Genomic DNA, 17197 nt, shown 5'->3' on the forward strand with positions numbered 1-17197 from the left:
GCTATTCCGCTCAGTTGCGCGGGTCGACAAACCAGCGGTAAGTACGATCGATGGCTGCTTCCAGCGCGCAGGTCTCGCGCACGCCAAGACGCCGCAGCGAGTGGCTCATTTCAGGAAACAGGTCGTCCTGTTGCGGCGCCTTGTTCAGGGTATTGAGCTGCACGCGCGGCTTCGGCGATACGTGTTCGCCGATCAGGCGTACCAGTTCGTTGTGGCTGACCGGGTGGGCACTGCCCAGGTTGAAGATGTCGCCATCGCCGCCCTTGACCAGCGCTGCCAGCGTCCACCATGCGGCATCGCTACCGTACAGGTAGGAGCGGCGCGCACTGCCGTCGCCATGGATGCGGATGTCGCTGCCGGTCAGGGCATCGCGCAGGAAGTTGTTGATCGCCCATGGGCGATCCAGCTCCTGATAGGCGCCGGTCAGCGTGAACGGACGCACGGTGGTTACCGGCAGCCGGTATTGGCTGCGGTAGATCGCCGCCACCTGCTCCGCCGAGCGCTTGGCATCGGCGTACACGGTATGCAGCTGGCCGGACGGAATTGGGAAGTAATCCGTTTCCTGCAGCGGCCCGGCGCGGTCCGGCGTGCCTGCCACCAGGCAGGAGCTGACGTTGACGAAACGCAGCAGGCCGTCCAGCTGGCAGGCCGCTTCCAGCGCGTTGGCGATGCCGTTCACCGTGGTCTGGTGCACGCGCAGCGGGTCGGAAGAGTGCACGCGGTTGTTCGGGATGCCGGCTGCATGGACGATGTAGCTGGTGCCCTTGGCAAACTCGAAGGACGAGCGCACGTCCTGTGAGCGCAGGCGCACATCCAGACGGCCAGCCAGGTGCGGATACTTCTGCGGCCACTCGACGATATTGCGGGCGTACAGGTCGAGCGTGATGCCGAGGTGGTATTCATCGTTCAGCGCAGCCACCATTTCAGCGACCCAGGTGCCCAGGAAGCCGGTGCCGCCGGTGACGGCGATATGCTGGCGCGCCAGTGCGCCGCGGATCTCAGGGTTGCCGGCGCAGGCCGCCAGGCAGTCCTGGCGCATTTCGGCGAAGCGTGTGGCGGTCATTGTCAGCCTTTCGTTGCGGCGGCAGTACGTTGTTCGGCGAGGTCGCGCGCAACCTCGATGATCAGGCTCTCCTGGCCAGCCACTGCATTGCGCTTGCCGAGCCCGAAGAAAATGTCGCGCGGGTCGACGTTATAGTCCTGGGCGGCGCGCGCCACCGGCTTGGCGAAACCGGAAAACACGCCGGCCAGGCCGGAAACGATAGACAGCGGCGAGATCGAAGGCGCCACCGGGTTGAATTCCTTCTCGGCGATGTCGGCCGCGTCGAGGATCTTGTACAGGTCGATGCCGGTCTCGAAGCCCATGCGCTCGAACACCGCCACCAGCACTTCCAGCTGGGTGTTGCCGGCGCCGGCGCCAAAGCCGCGGATGGTGCCGTCGATGATGGTGGCTCCGGCTTGCACCGCCTTCACCGAGTTGATCACCGCCATGCCCAGGTTGTTATGGCCGTGGAAGCCGACCGGAATCGACAGGCCGTTGGCCAGCGTGGAAATGCGTTCGCTCACTTCATCCGGGAAGTAGGCCCCGGCCGAGTCCATGATGACGATCGCTTCCGCGCCGTAGGATTCCATTTTCCGGGCTTCTTCCAGCAGCACCGCCGGCGAGGCCATATGGCTCATCATCAGCACGCCCCAGGCTTCCTTGCCGGCCTGGCGCACGTAACCGATGTGGCGGTCGGTCACGTCGGCCTCGGTGCAATGGGCGGCAATGCGGAACACGTCGACGCCCAGGTCGATTGCCTTCGCCAGGTCCTTCTTGATGGTGCAGAAGCCGGGGATCACGTGGATGCCCAGGCGCGATGTCTCCAGGTGGGCGCGCGCGGTAGACAGGATCTCCTCGTCGCTCAGCCTGCACTCGCCGACCAGCATGGAGGAGGCGCCCAGGCCATTGCCGTGGCCGACTTCGACGATCGGCACGCGTGCCGCGTCCGCCGCCTGGCAATAGGCCACGAACGCTTCGCGGCTTAGCTGGTGGCGCACTGCGTGGTTGCCGTCGCGTAGCGTCGGGTCGCTGATCAGGATTTTCTTAGCCATGTCGGCGCTCCTTGGATTGCGGTGCGGTGGCGATCATTTCAGCCATCGCGATCGCAGCGCAGTTGATGATGTCAAGATTGCCGGCATATTGCGGCAGGTAGTCGCCGTTGCCCATCACCTTGATGGTGGTGACCACGCGGCCGCCGTCGACGGTGGGCGGCACGATCAACTGGTAACCCGGCACATAAGTCTTCAGCCGTGCGACCATCGCGTCGACGGCGGCGCGGATGGCGTCCAGGTCCGGGTCGGCGATCTTGGCGTAGATCGTCGTCTGCATATCGATCGGCGGATTGGCCGGGTTCAGGATCAGGATCGCCTTGGTACGCAGGGCGCCGGTGAAGCGCTGCAGCGCGTCCTCGGTGGTTTCAATGTATTCGTCCAGGTTGGCGCGGGTCGCCGGTCCGGCGCTGCGCGATGCGATGCTGGACGCCACTTCGATGTATTCAATGCCCTGGTGGACGCTGGCGATGGCGTTGGCGATCGGGATCGAGGACTGGCCGCCGCAGGTAATCATGTTGATGTTGCGCGCTCCGCTGTCAAGGCAGGCCTGGGCGTTGATGGCCGGGATGGCGAATTCGCCCAGCTTGGCAGGAGTCATGTCGACCACTGTTTTGCCCAGCTTTTCCAGCTGCGCCCAGTGTTCGGCGTGAGCCATGGCCGAGGTGCAGTCGAACACCACATCGCAGATGGCCGGGTCCTTGACGATCGCCTCGATGCCGCGGTCGGATATCGGCACGCCCAACTGGCTGGCGCGCTTCATGCCTGCCGAATTGAAGTTACGTCCCGCGAACAAGGTGCAGGTCAGGTGCTGCGAACGCATTGCCTTGACCAGCAGGTCGGTGCCGATATTGCCGGAGCCGATGATCGCGATCTTCAGTTTGTCGGTTGATTTCATCTGTTTTCACTCATTTTTGGTGCGCTACCGCTTGCCAGGATGATCGCGGATTCCGCGGCAACGCCCTCGGCGGAAGAATAGGCTGGCTGATAGCCCAGCGCAGCGGCCAGTCTCTGCGTCGAATAATAGTGCGGCTTGCCGCCGGTAGCATTGACGCCTGCCGCCCCGGCAGCCAGTTCATAGCGCAGGCCGAAGCGCTGCTGCATCAGGCTTAGCAGCTCGGTCTTGCTGATCGGCGCCCGGCTGTAGCAGTCCAGTGCCAGGTTGCCCGGCGCGCCATCGAGCACGCAGGCCACCATGCGGTGGAAGTCGTCCGGGTGCAAATAGTCGCGCACCATCTGGCTGTCGCTGGCCTGCAGCACCTGGCCGTCGCGAATTGCGCGCAGGATGTCGGTGATAAAGAAGCGACCCGCCAGGTCCTGGCTGCGGCTGAAGTAATTGAACACGCGCAGGTCCGTGATCGCATGGTCGGGCATGGCGCGGTGCTTGCACTCGGCGTGCAGCTTGGCAACCGCGTAGTAATCCTGCGGCGCCAGGTGGTTGATCGCCAGGCTGGCCACGGTATCCGGACCGGCCGGCTGCAGGAAGCCGCTGCCATAGGCGGCGCCGCTGCTGAGGAACAGGTAGCGGCGCTCCGGATTGGCGCGCAGGCCGGCCAGGGCCAGGTCGTCGTATTGCTGGGTAATCGCAAAGATGTCGCCGCCCATCCTGGCCGCCCGCTGCGGATCGCCAACCCCGACGAAATTCAGCACCGCTTCATGCGGCGCGCTGCCGTAGCTGTCGTAGCCGTGCACCGCGCAGTCCAGTTGCCGCGCCGCCAGCCAGTCTCGCATGGCAGCCTGGTCGCGCACGTACAGCAGGAGGTCGCGTCTGCCTTCGCGCGCCAGGGACAGGATCAGGTCCTTGGCGATCTGGCTGTTGGCACCGAGGATGGCAACGCGGCTCATGGGGTTCACAAGGTCCTGGACTTTTCGTGCATGCCCTGCAGCATGGCCTGGTCCAGTACATCGCGCGGCAGCAGCGGCGACAGGTCTTCCAGCGGCGGCGAGACCAGGCTGCCATCTTCCCGCGCAACGACCGAGAGCTTCGGCGAGAACAGCTGTTCCGGATGCATGAAGACCTCGCAGATTACCGGGCCTGTTGCCGCCTGCACCTGCTCCAGGGTCGCATCGACTTCATCCCACTTGCGGATCTGGAACGATGGAATGCCGAACGCGGTCGCCAGCTTGGAAAAGTCGGGGCACGACACGCCGGACTTGCGGTCGGTGCCAACGTAGCCGGACCTGAACAGCGAGTTCTGCGTATGCTTGATCATCAGGTAGCCATCATTGTTGAAGATGAACAGCTTGATCGGCAACTGGTGGTGCACCATGGTTTGCAGTTCCTGCAGGTTCATCATCATGCCGCCGTCGCAATTCAGGCACATGACTTCGCCGCGCTCGTTGGCGAACGAAACGCCGAGCGCGGCAGGCAGGCCGTAGCCCATCTCGCCCAGGCCGGTGGAGGTCATCAGGCGCTGGCCATCCTTGATGCGCAGCACCTGATGGCCGCACAGCAAGGCGGTGCCCATATCGGTGACCACCACCTGGCCGGGCTTGAAATGGCGGTTAAGGCGCTCCATGAAGCGGTAGGAGTTCATGAAGCCGCCCTTGTCGGCATGCTCTTCGCCCACCCAGGGGAATTGCGCCTCGTAGGCGCGGCATTTCTCCAGCCATTCCTGGCGCGCTGGCAGCGCGGCCATGGCCTCCAGCCGGCTGAGCAGGGCATCGAGGAAGACTCCCGCATCGCACACAATATTCTGCGTAGTGCGGCTGGCCAGCTTGTGCGCTTCAGCGTGGTCGATATCGACCACGTCGATGCGCGCCATGCGTGCCAGCTCGGTCAGGTCGTATCCGACCTGCGGGATCGCAAGGCGGGTGCCGATGGCCAGCACATAGTCGCTGTTTTGCAGGATAAAGTTGGCGGAGCGCTGCCCGTACACGCCGGCGCGGCCGAAGACCAGCGGGTGGTCGGAGTCGATCATGTCGATGCCGGCCCAGGAAACCAGCGCCGGCATGCCCAGCTTTTCCAGCAGCGGCGCGATCTTACGCTCGGCGCCCGCCAGGCGAATGCCGTTGCCCAGCCACAGCAGCGGGCGTTCGGCCGCCACCAGCGCGGCGACCGCGCTGTCAACCTGCTGCGATACCGCGGCGTCCAGGTAGCCGGTGGCGACCGGCGCCTCGAAGTGCGCAACGCTGTCGCGCGTGATGCGTGCGGCCTGCACATCCATCGGGATCTCGATCCATACCGGCCCCGGACGCCCGGCCAGCGCATGATGCACGCCCTTCTCCAGTTCAAACACGGCCTGCTCGCCCCGGGTAACGCGCTGCTGGTACTTCGATACACGCTCCACCATCTGGCACGAATCGTAGCCCTGCACGCCCCACATGCGCAGCGGGTTCTCAGCGAAGGTGAATTTCGAGTTCTCGTTGCCGGCGATGACCAGGCAAGGAATCGAATCGGCCCAGGCCGACACCACGCCGGTCACGCCGTTGGTGGAACCGGCGCCGGTGGTCAGCAGGGCTGCCGCCAGGCGGCCGTTGGTGCGATAGTAGGTCTGCACGGCCATGGCGGCAGCCTGCTCGTGGTGTACGCACACGATCTCGGTGTAGCCGTGCCGGGTAATCGCTTCGAACAGGTGGACATTGCCGGCGCCGATGATGCCGAAAACATGCTTGATCCCCAGCTGTTCCAGGGCTTCGGCCAGCAACTGGGCAACCTTGATTTTGTCTTGTGCATCCATCAGAAATTCACGCCAAAGTAAGCTTCGATTTTTTCAACGGCGTAGTCCAGCATTTCGCGGGTCAAGCCCGGGAATACGCCAATCCAGAAGGTGTCGTTCATGATCCGGTCGGAGTTGGTCAGCTCACCCGAGATGCGGAAATTACGGCCCTGCATGTACGGCTGGCGCACCAGGTTGCCGGCGAACAGCAGGCGCGTACCGATCTTGTGCTGGTCCAGGTAGGTCAGCAGGTCGACGCGCGCGGTGTTCGCTTCCGGCTTCAACGTGAGCGGGAACCCGAACCAGGACGGGTCGGAATTGGGCGTTGCCTCGGGCAGGATCAGGAACTCCGCACAGCTGGCCAGGCGCTCTTTCAGGTAGGCGAAATTGGCCTTGCGGGCGGCGATGAAATCGTCGACGCGGTCGAGCTGGGCGAGGCCGCAGGCAGCCTGCATGTCGGTGATCTTGAGGTTGTAGCCCAGGTGGCTGTAGGTGTACTTGTGGTCATAGCCGGGCGGCAGCGTGCCGAAGCACTGGCAGAAACGCTTGCCGCAGGTATTGTCCTTGCCCGGCGGGCAATAGCAGTCACGGCCCCAGTCGCGGAAGGACTCGGCGATCAGCTTCAGTTCCGGGTTGTTGGTAAACACCGCGCCGCCCTCCCCCATGGTGATGTGATGGGCTGGATAGAAGCTGATCGTGCCAATATCGCCGAAAGTGCCGACCAGCTTGCCGTCATAGGTGGCGCCCAGGGCATCGCAGCAATCCTCGATCAGCCACAGCTTGTACTTCTTGCACAGGGCGACAACGGCCTCGAGGTTGTACGGATTGCCCAGCGTGTGGGCCAGCATGATGGCCTTGGTCTTGCCGGTGATGGCCGCTTCGATCAGCGTGGCATCGATGTTGTAGGTGCCCAGTTCGACGTCGACGAATACCGGCACCGCGCCGAATTGCAGGATCGGATTGACGGTAGTCGGGAAACCGGCTGCAACGCCGATCACTTCGTCACCGGGCTGGATGGCGCGCGCGCCCAGCTTGGGCGAGGTCAGCGCGCTGAACGCAACCAGGTTGGCCGACGAGCCGGAATTGACGGTGATCAGGAATTCCACGCCCAGGTACTTGGCCAGGCGCGCCTCGAACTGGTCGTTGAAGCGGCCGGTGGTCAGCCAGGCATCGAGAGATGCCTCGACCATCATCTGCATTTCCGGTGTGCCGACTACCTTGCCGGCCGGCGGAATCACGGTCGTGCCTGGGTCGAAGGCGCGCGGTGCGCCGGCCAGGGCGCCGTATTCGGCCACCAGTGCCGCGATCTCCTGGCGCAATTGTTGGGGAGTTTTTTGTGTGCTCATCTTGCTTGACTTGGTGGCTGGATAATTGGAATCAGCTTGTTTTGATAGGCGTGGATTTGACCCAGCGTCAGGGCGCGCACGTCGGCGCCGCCCTGGCGCTGGCGCGACCAGTCGACGATCATGCCCAGCGCAGGCTCCAGGCGCAGCGCCGGCTGCCAGCCGAGCCGGGCACGCGCCTTCGAAATATCGAGCTTGAGGTAGGTCGCCTCGTGCGGATGCTCGCCGGCATCGACCTGTGACCGCGCGCCCTCGCCCCACAGCGCGGCCATGGTGTCGACGATCCAGCCGACCGGCATGGCGTCCTCGTCGTTGGGGCCGAAATTCCAGCCTTCGGCAAATGCCACGCCGTCGCCATACAGCTTTTCAGCCAGCATCAGGTAGCCGCGCAGCGGCTCGAGTACATGCTGCCATGGACGCACGGCATGCGGGTTGCGGATATGCACCACGCGGCCTTGTTCAAAGGCGGCCAGGATATCGGGCAGCAGGCGATCCTGCGCCCAGTCGCCGCCGCCGATCACGTTGCCGGCGCGCACGCTGGCAATGGCCACGCCGTGCCGCGCATAGTCCTTCTCGTGAAAGAAGGACTGGCGGTAGGCCGCGGTGACCAGCTCGGCGCAGCCCTTGCTGCTGCTGTACGGATCGTAGCCGCCCATCGGCTCGTTTTCGCGGTAGGCCCAGAGCCACTCGCGGTTTTCGTAGCATTTGTCGGTGGTAATGTTGACCACGGCCTTGACGCCGGGCGCCAGGCGCACGGCTTCGAGCAGGTTGACGGTACCCATGACATTGGTGGCATACGTTTCGACCGGCTCGGCGTAAGAATGGCGTACCAGCGGCTGGGCCGCCATGTGGAACACGATTTCGGGACGGTGCTCGGCCACCACGGCGCGCACGGCGGCCAGGTCGCGGATATCGCCGATCACGCTGTCCATGCCGGCCGCTACCCCAGCCTCGTCGAACAGGCTGGGACTGGTTGGCGGAGCCAGCGCATAGCCCACCACCTGCGCGCCCATGGATTGCAGCCACAGCGCCATCCAGCTGCCTTTGAATCCGGTGTGGCCCGTCAGCAGGACGCGGCGGCCGCGCCAGAACCCTGGATTCACGACCAAACCTTCCACGGTGCTTCGCCGGACTGCCACAGCTCTTCCAGGTAGGTCTTGTCGCGCAGGGTGTCCATCGGCTGCCAGAATCCGTGATGCGGGAAGGCGGCAAGCTGGCCTTCGCTGGCCAGGCGCTCGAGGGGCTCGCGTTCCCATACAGTCTTATCGTCGCTCAGGTAATCAAGTACGTCCGGCGAGAGAACAAAGAAACCGCCATTGACCAAGCCGCCGTCGCCCTTGGGTTTTTCGACAAAGCTGACAACCTTGTCGCCCTGCAGGTCGAGCGCGCCGAAACGGGCTGGTGGCACCACGGCCGTCAGGGTCGCCTTGGTGTTCTGGGTGCGGTGGAATTCGATCAGGGCGCCGATATTCACGTCGGACACCCCGTCGCCGTAAGTCAGGCAGAAAGCCGGCTCGTTCTTCACATGGTCGGCGACGCGCCGCAGGCGGCCCCCGGTCATGGTCTGTTCGCCGGTATCGACCAGGGTCACTTTCCATGGTTCGGCGTAACGCTGGTGCACCTCCATCTGGTTGCGCGCGATATCGAAAGTCACATCCGAGGTATGCAGGAAGTAATTGGCGAAATACTCCTTGATCATGTACCCCTTGTAGCCGCAGCAGATCACGAATTCGTTGATGCCGTAGGCCGAATACGTCTTCATGATATGCCAAAGGATAGGCTTGCCGCCAATTTCGACCATCGGTTTCGGCCTGACATGGGTTTCCTCGGAAATACGCGTTCCAAGCCCGCCTGCCAAAATTACTGCTTTCATTTTCGCCCTTTACAAAGTCCAGAACAAACCCCGGCATCTGGAGGCTGTTACCCGTGGTGCCAATATGTCAATAAACCCACAGCCTGAACGGGCGCGTTATTGTAATTTACTTTTTCCCATACGCAACGGAATCGCCTTTCATAAAATACAATTCCCGGACGCAACCGTCGCCTTGACGATTATATTAGGGCTCGATCGTTCGACAATGGCGGAGCAATCCTTTGTCGCATTATCGCCATAGCGCCAGGATCGTTGCTGACCTCGAAAGAAAAAAGCCGCCTTGCGGCGGCTTTTCGGTCTTGGCCCGGGCTTAGAAACGGTAGCCGACCGACAGGCTGACTGCCAGCGGGTCCAGCTTGATGTCCAGCGTCTGGCCGGTGGAGAAGTGGGCGGTGGTCTTGAGCTTGGTCTTGACCACGTTCAAGTCGGCAAAGTAACGCTCGCCGAGCTTGGCGGTGGCGCCGATCACCAGGCTGCCTGCGTGCTTGGCATCTAGCGAGTAGGTTGCCGGCTGGCCGCCGGTATTCAGCACGGCGGTCAGCTGGGCCGAGCCGGTCTCTTTCTGGAAATAGGCGTAGCTGTAGCCAACGCCAACGTAGGGACGCACGGTTGCAGTCGGCTCGAACATGCGGTACTGCAGGAAGAGCGTCGGCGGCAGCGCCTCGGCGGTACCGAGCTTGCCGGTGCCCTCGATCGTGCCGGCGCCGTACAAGGTGTGCTTGTACGGCACGCCCAGCATCAGTTCGGTGCTCACGTGATCGGTGATCATGTAGCCGATGCTGAAGATCGGCTTGGTGTCCGAACCCACGTCAGCCTTGATGCCAGGCTTGGAAGGCGCGGTCACGTCGCCCGAGGTAACGTCAGGCGAAATGCGGTTGACGCCGACCTTGCCCAGCCATTCACCCTTGGATTGCGCCGCTGCGCCCGACGCTGCGCCCAGCGCGGCCACGACGGCCAGCAGCTTTACGGCGGTGTTGATACCTTGTGTCATTTTGTCTCCTGTGTCCTGTAATTACAGCCAGCCCTTGGCTACCATTTTTTCCGAAACATAGCGCGCCAGCAGCAGGTGCAGGAACGGGGTCGGATGCACGGTGTCGGCATAGGCGTAATGGCTCACATCGCCGGCCTTCAGGTTGCTCGCGCTGCAGCCCAGCGAATTGCCCAGGATATTCTTGGCGGGAGTCAGGTCGCAAGCGGATTCGGTGACATTGGTCAGGCCGTATGGCGCAGGATTGGTTGCCTGGTCGTGGCTGGCGCTGTACGTGTCCACCAGCAGGATCTTGGCGTCGCCCGACAGGCCGGCCGCCAAGGTATCGTTGAAGGCCTTGACCATACCGTCGATCAGTGCGCGGGTGCTGGCCGATTGCGACAGGCCGGACGGGGTGTTGGCGATGTCCGGCATATTGTTCACCACCACGAAGTTGGCGCCATTGGCCACGACCTGGGTCTTGACCAGTGCCACCAGTTCGGCGCCTGCCTTGGCAATGTTCTGCACCAGGACCGGCGCCTGCGCGGCGGCGTAGTCGGCACCAGCCTTGGTACCGGCGGCAGTGGCATCAGCCTCCGCCTTGACACCCATCGGGCCATACACGGCTGGTGAAGCGGCGGCGGCATTGCCAGCCAACTCGGCTGCCTTCGCGGCGGCAATCACGATGGAGGTGCTGGTGCTGCCAGCACGTGCGGCTTCGGTGGCGATGGCCAGCGCGATCGATTGCACGGCAGTGGCGGGGTTGGTGGCGCCGGCCGCCAGCTGGGTTGCCAGGCTGGTGGCGAAGGCGGTCTTGGCGGCAGCAGTGCCGGCGGCGGTTGCACCAGTCGACAATTGCTCGAGGCTGATCAGGACATCGTTGTTGCCGCCCATGACGTAGACGATCTCGTCGCCCTTGAACTTGCCGCCCACGATCGCCAGGTGGTTCTTGACCTGGGTAACCAGCGGTACGGTCAGCGCGCCCAATGGGCTGCCGGCCAGTTTATTGCCTGGACCGACAGGATTGGTCACGCGGGCGCCGCCCTGCGCATAGCCAAAGCAGCCTGCCTTGGCTTGCACCGGGACGCTGAAGCCACTGGCGGCATCGCCATCCAGGCCGGTCACGGCCGGGCATGGTGCCGGCAGGCCGACTTGTGCAGCCATCAGCTCGGTCCAGTTCTTGCCGGTCAGGGCCGGATTGGTCTTGGTGCTGTCGCCGTTGATGGTGAAGGTGCCGCCGCCGATGGCTTGCACGGTGCCGACCTTGTAGGTACCGACGTCCGACAGGCTGTCGCCGAAGGTGATCTGGGAGGAATATTTAAGCTTGGGGGCTTGATCGCCTGGACGTGGATCGTTGCCGCCGCAACCGGCAATAACTGCCGCTGCCATGACCGTCATGGCAAGTTTGAAATGACGCATTGTGTCTCCGGAATGGTTTTTTTGAGTGCTTTGCGAACGTGCGTGCTATTCGCTGCCAAACTAATATGCCAGCACACACTTGCCCGTTACAAGTAGAAATTTGTAAAAACGATAGCATTTCTCAATCAAGGGCAGCGACTGTAGCAGCCATACATCAGCATTGCAAGTTACTCCCCTTCCGCCCAGGCCGGCTGGGCAAATTCCTGCTTCAGGATATCGGTGAAACGCCGCGTGCGCCAGCTCTTCAGCACAGACTTGATTCCATTCATTATAATTTCCATAATGAAAATCCCTCTCCTTCTCCTTACCCTTGGAGTGCTGTGCAGCGCGCCACTCCACGCCGATCCAGCCCGGTTTACACCATCCCAGTTGCAGCAAGACCTGCAATTCGTCCGCACTGCCATCGAAAGCACGCACCCGGAACCGGCGCTGCGCTCGGGGCAGCAAGCCTACGAGAAAGCCTTCCAGACGGCGCAAGCCAAGCTTGGCCAGCCGCTGTCGCGTGACGAAGCATGGCGCGTGCTGGCGGCCATGAATCCGGTTTTCAACGATGCCCACCTTGGCGTCGTTTTCCCCGACTGGCGGGCGGAAACACGGACCCACCTGCAAGCGGGCGGCAAGCTGTTTCCGTTCGAGGTCATGATCGACGGCCAGCAACGTTTGCGCATCGTCGCCGGCCTGGGCGGCGCCACAAGCACACTGGCAGGCAGCGACATCGAAAGCATCAACGGCATGCCGTCGGCGCGCATCCTGCGCGAGCTGGGAGCGCTGGTGCATGGCGATACGCCGGCCTTCCGCAACAAGCTGCTGGAGCGGCGCTTCTGGCTGTACTACTGGAAGAACTATGGCGCAGCCGAACACTTTATGCTGAAGGCAGGCGCCCAGGAGATGGACGTTCCCGCCGCAGCCTCGCTACCGGCCGCAGTAGCCGGTGAAAAATCGTTCGAGCAGACTTTCCAGTTCCGCATGCTGCCAGGCGGCGTCGGGCTGCTGACCGTCAACCAGTTCGCCTGGCCGGACAAGCAGCGCTTCTACGATTTCACCGGACGCGCCTTCACCACTTTGCGCGATGCCGGTGCTCAGACGCTATTGATCGATGTGCGTGAAAACGGCGGCGGCGATGACGATATGTGGAAGACCGGCATCCTGCGCTACATCGCGGATAAGCCCTATCGCAACGGATCGAGCTATGTGAAGAAGGTGCTGGAGGGCCGTGCCGGCCCTGGCGAAAAAGTTGGCGATATTGTCAGCGGCAACGTCGATAGCTGGGTCCAGCCGGAACCGGCGCATCCGCTGCACTTTGGCGGCAAGGTCTTCGTGCTGGTGGGCGACCTGACTTATTCCTCCGCCATCCTTTTCAGCAATACGGTGCAGGATCACGGCTTCGCCAGGCTGGTCGGCGCCGGCGGCTACGCCTACGTGCGCCAGACCGGCGGCACGCAGAAACAGCATGTGCTGCCGAACACCGGGCTCGAAGTCGTGGTGCCGCGCTTCGTGCTCGACCGCCCCTCAGGCAAGCGTGAACCGGCTCTGGTGCAGCCGGATATCGTGCTGGCCGACGATCCTTTCGATCGCGACGCGCTGGTCAGGGCGCTCCTGAAGCATCCTGCCGCAGCAGCGAATTGAAGTAATTCCGGGCGGCCAGCAAACACGGGGCGCCGGCCAGGCGCGAGTGGTAGCTTTCCATCAGAAGTTCGCTGGCGCTGCGGCCGCTCTTGCCCGCTTCTTCCTCCGCCTTCTTCATGCTCTCCGCACTGATCAGGGCGAAGCTGCGGCGGGCGGTGCTGAACTCGTCCTGGGTACCCTGGTCTTCCAGGTCGACCACTGTGGGCGGCGCACCGTGCTGGCTGAAATATTCCGCCGCCGCCGTGGCGTTAAAGAAGGGCACGGAAGGATCCTTGCTGCCGCCGCACAGCAGCAAGGGGCTTTGCGGCGTGTAATTGCGCAGGTCGTTTTTCAGCATCCATTTACGCAGGTTGTTGGCGGGCGTGCAGTCGCCGTCATCGCAGGGATGCTGGGCCAGGTCTTGCAAATAGGCGTCGCGGTAGCTGGTGCGTACCAGGTGCGGATTGCTGAAATAGGCGGAAGCGCCCCTGCCCTGCGGCTGCGAATCGAGCGCGAAGAGCGCAGCCTTGGGCAGTTTGCCTTGCTTGACCAGTTCCTTGCGCGTCATCCTGGTCGGGAACAGGGTCTCGATACCGCTGGCATATTGCAGCTCATACAGCTCTTCCGGCTTGCCGTAGATGGCGGCGCCCGCACGCTGGGCGGAAGTGGCGATCAGCGGCAGGTAGATGGTGATGCCGGCGTTCGGCTGGCCGCTGAACACCATGTCGGAAAAGCGCGCCATCGCATATGGTCCGGACAGGCCCGCGGCAGCGGCAACCTTGAATTCGCTGCCCTGCTGCATGGCGCGCTGGGTGGCCAGCGTCACGTGGCCGCCTTGCGAGTAGCCGGCCAGGAACAGCTGCGGTGCCGCCTGCACTTTGAGTTGCGCCATCGCGCTGCGGGCGGCGCGCATGGCGTCGATCATGTCGGCCGATTGCTGCTCCGCGTTCAGGTAGGGATGGTAAGGCAGGGAGGAGCCGTCATAGCCGGCGTAATTCGGTGCTACGACAATATAGCCTTGCGCCGTGAACAAGGCAGCCACCAGCTTGGCCTCGCCGCGCAGGCGCGCCATATTGTGGTCCTTGGCGGTCGAGGTACCGTGGGCGTACAGCAGCACCGGCCGCGGCCCCTGGCAGGCAGGGTCCTTCCCGGACGGCAGGATCAGCGCGGTGCTGGCATCAGTCGGCTCGCCGCTGCCGCCAACGGTGCTGTACCGCAGGCTGTAAGTGGTGATGGTGCAGCGCGGTTTGCCGGCAGCTTCGGCCAGCGCACTGCCGGCTTTTTCCAGCACTTCGGCCAGCATCTCGGGTTCGATGCGCTTGGAGGTGCTGAACACACCGGTTTCGATACGGGACAAGGTGGGGCCGGACAACAGCGTGCCGCGTCCGGGCGCGGCCAGCGTGGCGCGCGAGACGGCGCCCGATTCAGCGCCGCCATACGCCGGCGCGCCGGGCAACATGGCAATCGTGGCGGCGCACGCCACACTGCGTGCGATGTGTACCGTGCTGCGGGACATGGCTGCCTCCTCGCTTGCGCAGGAGGCGGGCCGCCCCGCTGCGGTTACGACTTCAGGAAACGCTCAATAATGCCGGTCGAACCGAAGGCGGCGCGGCGCAGGCGGTCGTTGACGCCCAGCCAGGCATCGTCGCTCGGCGGTGCTTCCACGAGGATCAGCTCTACCTGCTGCTGGTCCATCGCGCGCAACGCGGCATACACACCATAAGCATACCCTTTTGGCTCGGCCGGGAGCGCCACATTTGGTTGAGTGAGCGCAAACGGCGAGTAGTGGATCAGCGCGGCACACCGCCCACGCAGCGTGAGTTCCGCAAGGGTTTTTTCGATGTCGCCAGTCGGCAACAGTGCTACCGGCGCCTTGGGCGCGTAATGCGATTCCAGCGTGCCTGAGGCGCGCGGCGCGGCCTGGTCGGGCTGGCGCGGCATGCTGCCGATCACGTCCGCGATCTGCTGTGCCGTGATGTGGCCGGGACGCAGCAGCACCGGGCCATGCGAGGCCAGGCGCGACATGTCGAGGATGGTTGATTCGATGCCAACCTGGCTCGCACCGCCATCGAGGATGGCGGCCAGGCGCGGGTCGTCGCCGAACTCGTCATGCACGTGCTGGGCGGTGGTTGGGCTGACGTTGCCGAACTTGTTGGCCGAAGGTGCTGCCACGCCACCCTTGCCTTCCTTGAATGCTTGCAGCAGCTGCATCGCCACCGGGTGCGACGGGCAGCGGATGCCGACCGTATCCTGGCCGCCGGAAACGGCGTCGGGAATGCGGGCATTGCGCTTCAGGATCAGGGTCAACGGGCCGGGCCAGAAGGCACGCACCAGGGCGCGCGCCTCATCCGGTACTTCGGTGGTCCAGTAATCGATGTCGGCGCCGGGGGCGACGTGTACGATCACCGGATGGTCCTGCGGCCTGCCTTTGGCGGCGTAAATCTTTGCTACGGCAGCCGGGTTCTCCGCATCCGCACCGAGGCCGTACACGGTCTCGGTGGGGAACGCGACCAGGTCGCCGTTCGCCAGCGCGGCTGCCGCGCCGGCGATGTTGCGCGATGCTGCGTCGGTCATGCTTCGATCCCGAGGATGGCGCAGGCCGCGTTGAGGTGCTGCTGCGCTTCCGCCAGCGTCGGTGCGACGAAGGTCAGGTGGCCCATCTTGCGGGCACGGCGCGGTTCTTCCTTGCCGTACAGGTGCAGGTTGGCGCCTGGCAGCGCCAGGACCTTGTCCCACGCCGGTTCGCGTACATCGTCGCCCTCGCCTTCGTACCAGATGTCGCCCAGGATGTTCAGCATGACAGCCGGCGAATGCTGGCGCACATCGCCCAGCGGCAGGCCGGCCATGGCACGAACCTGCTGTGCGAACTGGCTGGTGACGCAGGCGTCGATGGTGTAGTGGCCGCTGTTGTGCGGACGCGGCGCCATCTCGTTGACCACCAGCGAACCATCGGCCAGCACGAAGAACTCGATGCACAGCACGCCGACGTAGCCCAGCTCCGCCACGATGGCTTTCGCTGCGGCCTGCGCTTTGGCGGCGCAATCGTCGGTGATGTTCGGACCCGGCACAGTGGTGGTGAACAGGATGCCGTCGCGGTGCACGTTTTCGGCGATCGGGTAGACCACCGAGGCGCCGTCGGCAGCACGTGCGGTCAGCACCGACACTTCATACGCCAGCGGCAGCATCTTCTCCAGCAGGCAGGTAACCTTGCCCATGCCGTCGAAGGCGGCACGCACGTCGTCGCGCGACTTCACGCGCACCTGGCCCTTGCCGTCGTAGCCCATGCGGACAGTTTTCAGGATACCCGGCAGCAGGTCATCGCTGATGGCGTCGATATCGGCGTCGGCCGCAATGACTTTATGCGGCGCCGGCATCACGCCCGACTTGGCGGCACTGGCGACGAAGAAGCTCTTTTCCGCAATGCGGTCCTGCGCCACGGACACGCCGTGCGCATTCGGCGCCACGAAGACCGATTGCGCCAGGCGCGACAGGCTGTCGGCCGGAACGTTCTCGAACTCGGTGGTGACAGCCACGCATTGCGCAGCCAGTGCATCGAGGCCGGCGGCATCGCTGTAGCCGGCGTTGATCAGGCGATTCGCCGCCTGCCCCGCAGGGCAGTCAGCGGCAGGCTCCAGCACGGCCACGTTGTAGCCCATGCTCTGCGCGGCGTGCGCGAACATGCGGCCAAGCTGGCCGCCGCCCATCACGCCCAGCCACGCTGGAGGGTTCTTCACATTGCTCATACAGGCAAAACCATTGCTTTAGCGGCCGCGGTCTGGGTCACGCGGAATTCTTCCAGTTTGGCAGCCAGCGCATCGTCGGTGGTGGCGATGATCGCCACCGCGGTCAGGCCCGCGTTGGCAGCGCCAGCCTCGCCGATGGCGAAGGTCGACACCGGCACGCCTTTCGGCATCTGCACGATGGACAGCAGCGAGTCTTCGCCGCGCAGGTACTTGGAGGGCACAGGCACGCCCAGCACCGGCACGATGGTCATTGCAGCCACCATGCCAGGCAGGTGGGCCGCGCCGCCGGCGCCGGCGATAATGGCGCGCAGGCCGCGAGCGCGGGCGCTCCTGGCGTAGGCGTACATCTCGTCCGGCATGCGGTGGGCGGAGATCACTTGCGCTTCATACGGCACGCCGAACTGCTTCAGCATGTCGACCGCGTTCTTCATCACGTCCCAGTCCGAGGACGAGCCCATGATGATGCCGACCAATGGCTTGTTTTGATCGGACATGGC

Annotated in this window: 15 protein-coding genes; 1 reads left to right on the forward strand and 14 read right to left on the reverse strand. The window is 63.9% G+C overall.

Annotation, left to right across the window (positions count from 1 at the left end; genetic code table 11):
• Positions 1-10: 10 nt before the first annotated feature.
• From ASD07_RS18840 to ASD07_RS18885, 10 genes are all read right to left on the reverse strand, one after another.
• Positions 11-1063, reverse strand: coding sequence for an NAD(P)-dependent oxidoreductase (locus ASD07_RS18840; RefSeq protein WP_055933864.1), 1053 nt, complete (start codon positions 1061-1063; stop codon positions 11-13).
• Between the two features lie 2 nt (positions 1064-1065).
• On the reverse strand, positions 1066-2094 hold the full coding sequence (dmpG, locus tag ASD07_RS18845; protein ID WP_055933865.1) for a 4-hydroxy-2-oxovalerate aldolase: 1029 nt from the start codon (positions 2092-2094) through the stop codon (positions 1066-1068).
• Positions 2087-2989: an acetaldehyde dehydrogenase (acetylating) gene (locus ASD07_RS18850; protein ID WP_055933867.1), complete on the reverse strand. Its 903-nt coding sequence runs from the start codon at positions 2987-2989 to the stop codon at positions 2087-2089. Before ASD07_RS18850 ends, dmpG begins: the two co-directional genes overlap by 8 nt.
• The gene (locus tag ASD07_RS18855) at positions 2986-3936 is read right to left on the reverse strand and encodes an NAD(P)-dependent oxidoreductase (protein ID WP_055933869.1); all 951 of its coding nucleotides are present in this window, start codon (positions 3934-3936) and stop codon (positions 2986-2988) included. The genes ASD07_RS18850 and ASD07_RS18855 overlap by 4 nt, the downstream gene beginning before the upstream one ends.
• A gap of 5 nt (positions 3937-3941) precedes the next feature.
• Complete coding sequence (locus ASD07_RS18860) at positions 3942-5771, reverse strand: thiamine pyrophosphate-binding protein (protein ID WP_055933872.1); 1830 nt, start codon at positions 5769-5771, stop codon at positions 3942-3944.
• Positions 5771-7096, reverse strand: a complete 1326-nt coding sequence (rfbH, locus tag ASD07_RS18865; RefSeq protein WP_055933874.1) for a lipopolysaccharide biosynthesis protein RfbH — start codon at positions 7094-7096, stop codon at positions 5771-5773. Before rfbH ends, ASD07_RS18860 begins: the two co-directional genes overlap by 1 nt.
• The gene (gene rfbG / locus ASD07_RS18870) at positions 7093-8211 is read right to left on the reverse strand and encodes a CDP-glucose 4,6-dehydratase (RefSeq protein ID WP_229207211.1); all 1119 of its coding nucleotides are present in this window, start codon (positions 8209-8211) and stop codon (positions 7093-7095) included. The genes rfbH and rfbG overlap by 4 nt, the downstream gene beginning before the upstream one ends.
• The gene (rfbF, locus tag ASD07_RS31815; protein ID WP_055933877.1) at positions 8193-8966 is read right to left on the reverse strand and encodes a glucose-1-phosphate cytidylyltransferase; all 774 of its coding nucleotides are present in this window, start codon (positions 8964-8966) and stop codon (positions 8193-8195) included. The genes rfbG and rfbF overlap by 19 nt, the downstream gene beginning before the upstream one ends.
• A 310-nt stretch (positions 8967-9276) precedes the next feature.
• Entirely contained in the window at positions 9277-9957 is a 681-nt protein-coding gene (locus ASD07_RS18880; RefSeq protein ID WP_055933879.1) for an OmpW family protein, read from the reverse strand.
• 21 nt (positions 9958-9978) lie between these two features.
• Complete coding sequence (locus ASD07_RS18885) at positions 9979-11352, reverse strand: SGNH/GDSL hydrolase family protein (protein ID WP_055933881.1); 1374 nt, start codon at positions 11350-11352, stop codon at positions 9979-9981.
• 282 nt (positions 11353-11634) lie between these two features.
• On the opposite strand from ASD07_RS18885, the gene ASD07_RS18890 reads away from it, so the two are divergent.
• Positions 11635-12978, forward strand: coding sequence for a S41 family peptidase (locus ASD07_RS18890; RefSeq protein WP_082507432.1), 1344 nt, complete (start codon positions 11635-11637; stop codon positions 12976-12978).
• Here the strand turns inward: ASD07_RS18890 and ASD07_RS18895 are convergent.
• Genes ASD07_RS18895 through purE form a run of 4 tightly spaced genes read right to left on the reverse strand, consistent with a single transcriptional unit; the run spans position 12938 to position 17194 of the window.
• A complete protein-coding gene (locus ASD07_RS18895) occupies positions 12938-14473 on the reverse strand; it encodes a S9 family peptidase (protein ID WP_055933885.1) in 1536 nt (511 codons plus the stop codon). The two genes, ASD07_RS18890 and ASD07_RS18895, sit on opposite strands and share 41 nt — an antisense overlap.
• A 44-nt stretch (positions 14474-14517) precedes the next feature.
• The gene (locus tag ASD07_RS18900) at positions 14518-15531 is read right to left on the reverse strand and encodes an L-threonylcarbamoyladenylate synthase (protein WP_055933887.1); all 1014 of its coding nucleotides are present in this window, start codon (positions 15529-15531) and stop codon (positions 14518-14520) included.
• Positions 15528-16661 (reverse strand): 5-(carboxyamino)imidazole ribonucleotide synthase, encoded by a 1134-nt coding sequence (locus ASD07_RS18905; RefSeq protein WP_229207221.1) that lies wholly within the window; start codon positions 16659-16661, stop codon positions 15528-15530. Before ASD07_RS18905 ends, ASD07_RS18900 begins: the two co-directional genes overlap by 4 nt.
• Positions 16662-16696: 35 nt before the next feature.
• A complete protein-coding gene (gene purE / locus ASD07_RS18910) occupies positions 16697-17194 on the reverse strand; it encodes a 5-(carboxyamino)imidazole ribonucleotide mutase (protein ID WP_055933891.1) in 498 nt (165 codons plus the stop codon).
• Between the last annotated feature and the right edge of the window lie 3 nt (positions 17195-17197).

The sequence above is a fragment of the Duganella sp. Root336D2 genome, assembly GCF_001425005.1.
Classification (GTDB): Bacteria; Pseudomonadota; Gammaproteobacteria; order Burkholderiales; family Burkholderiaceae_D; genus Rugamonas.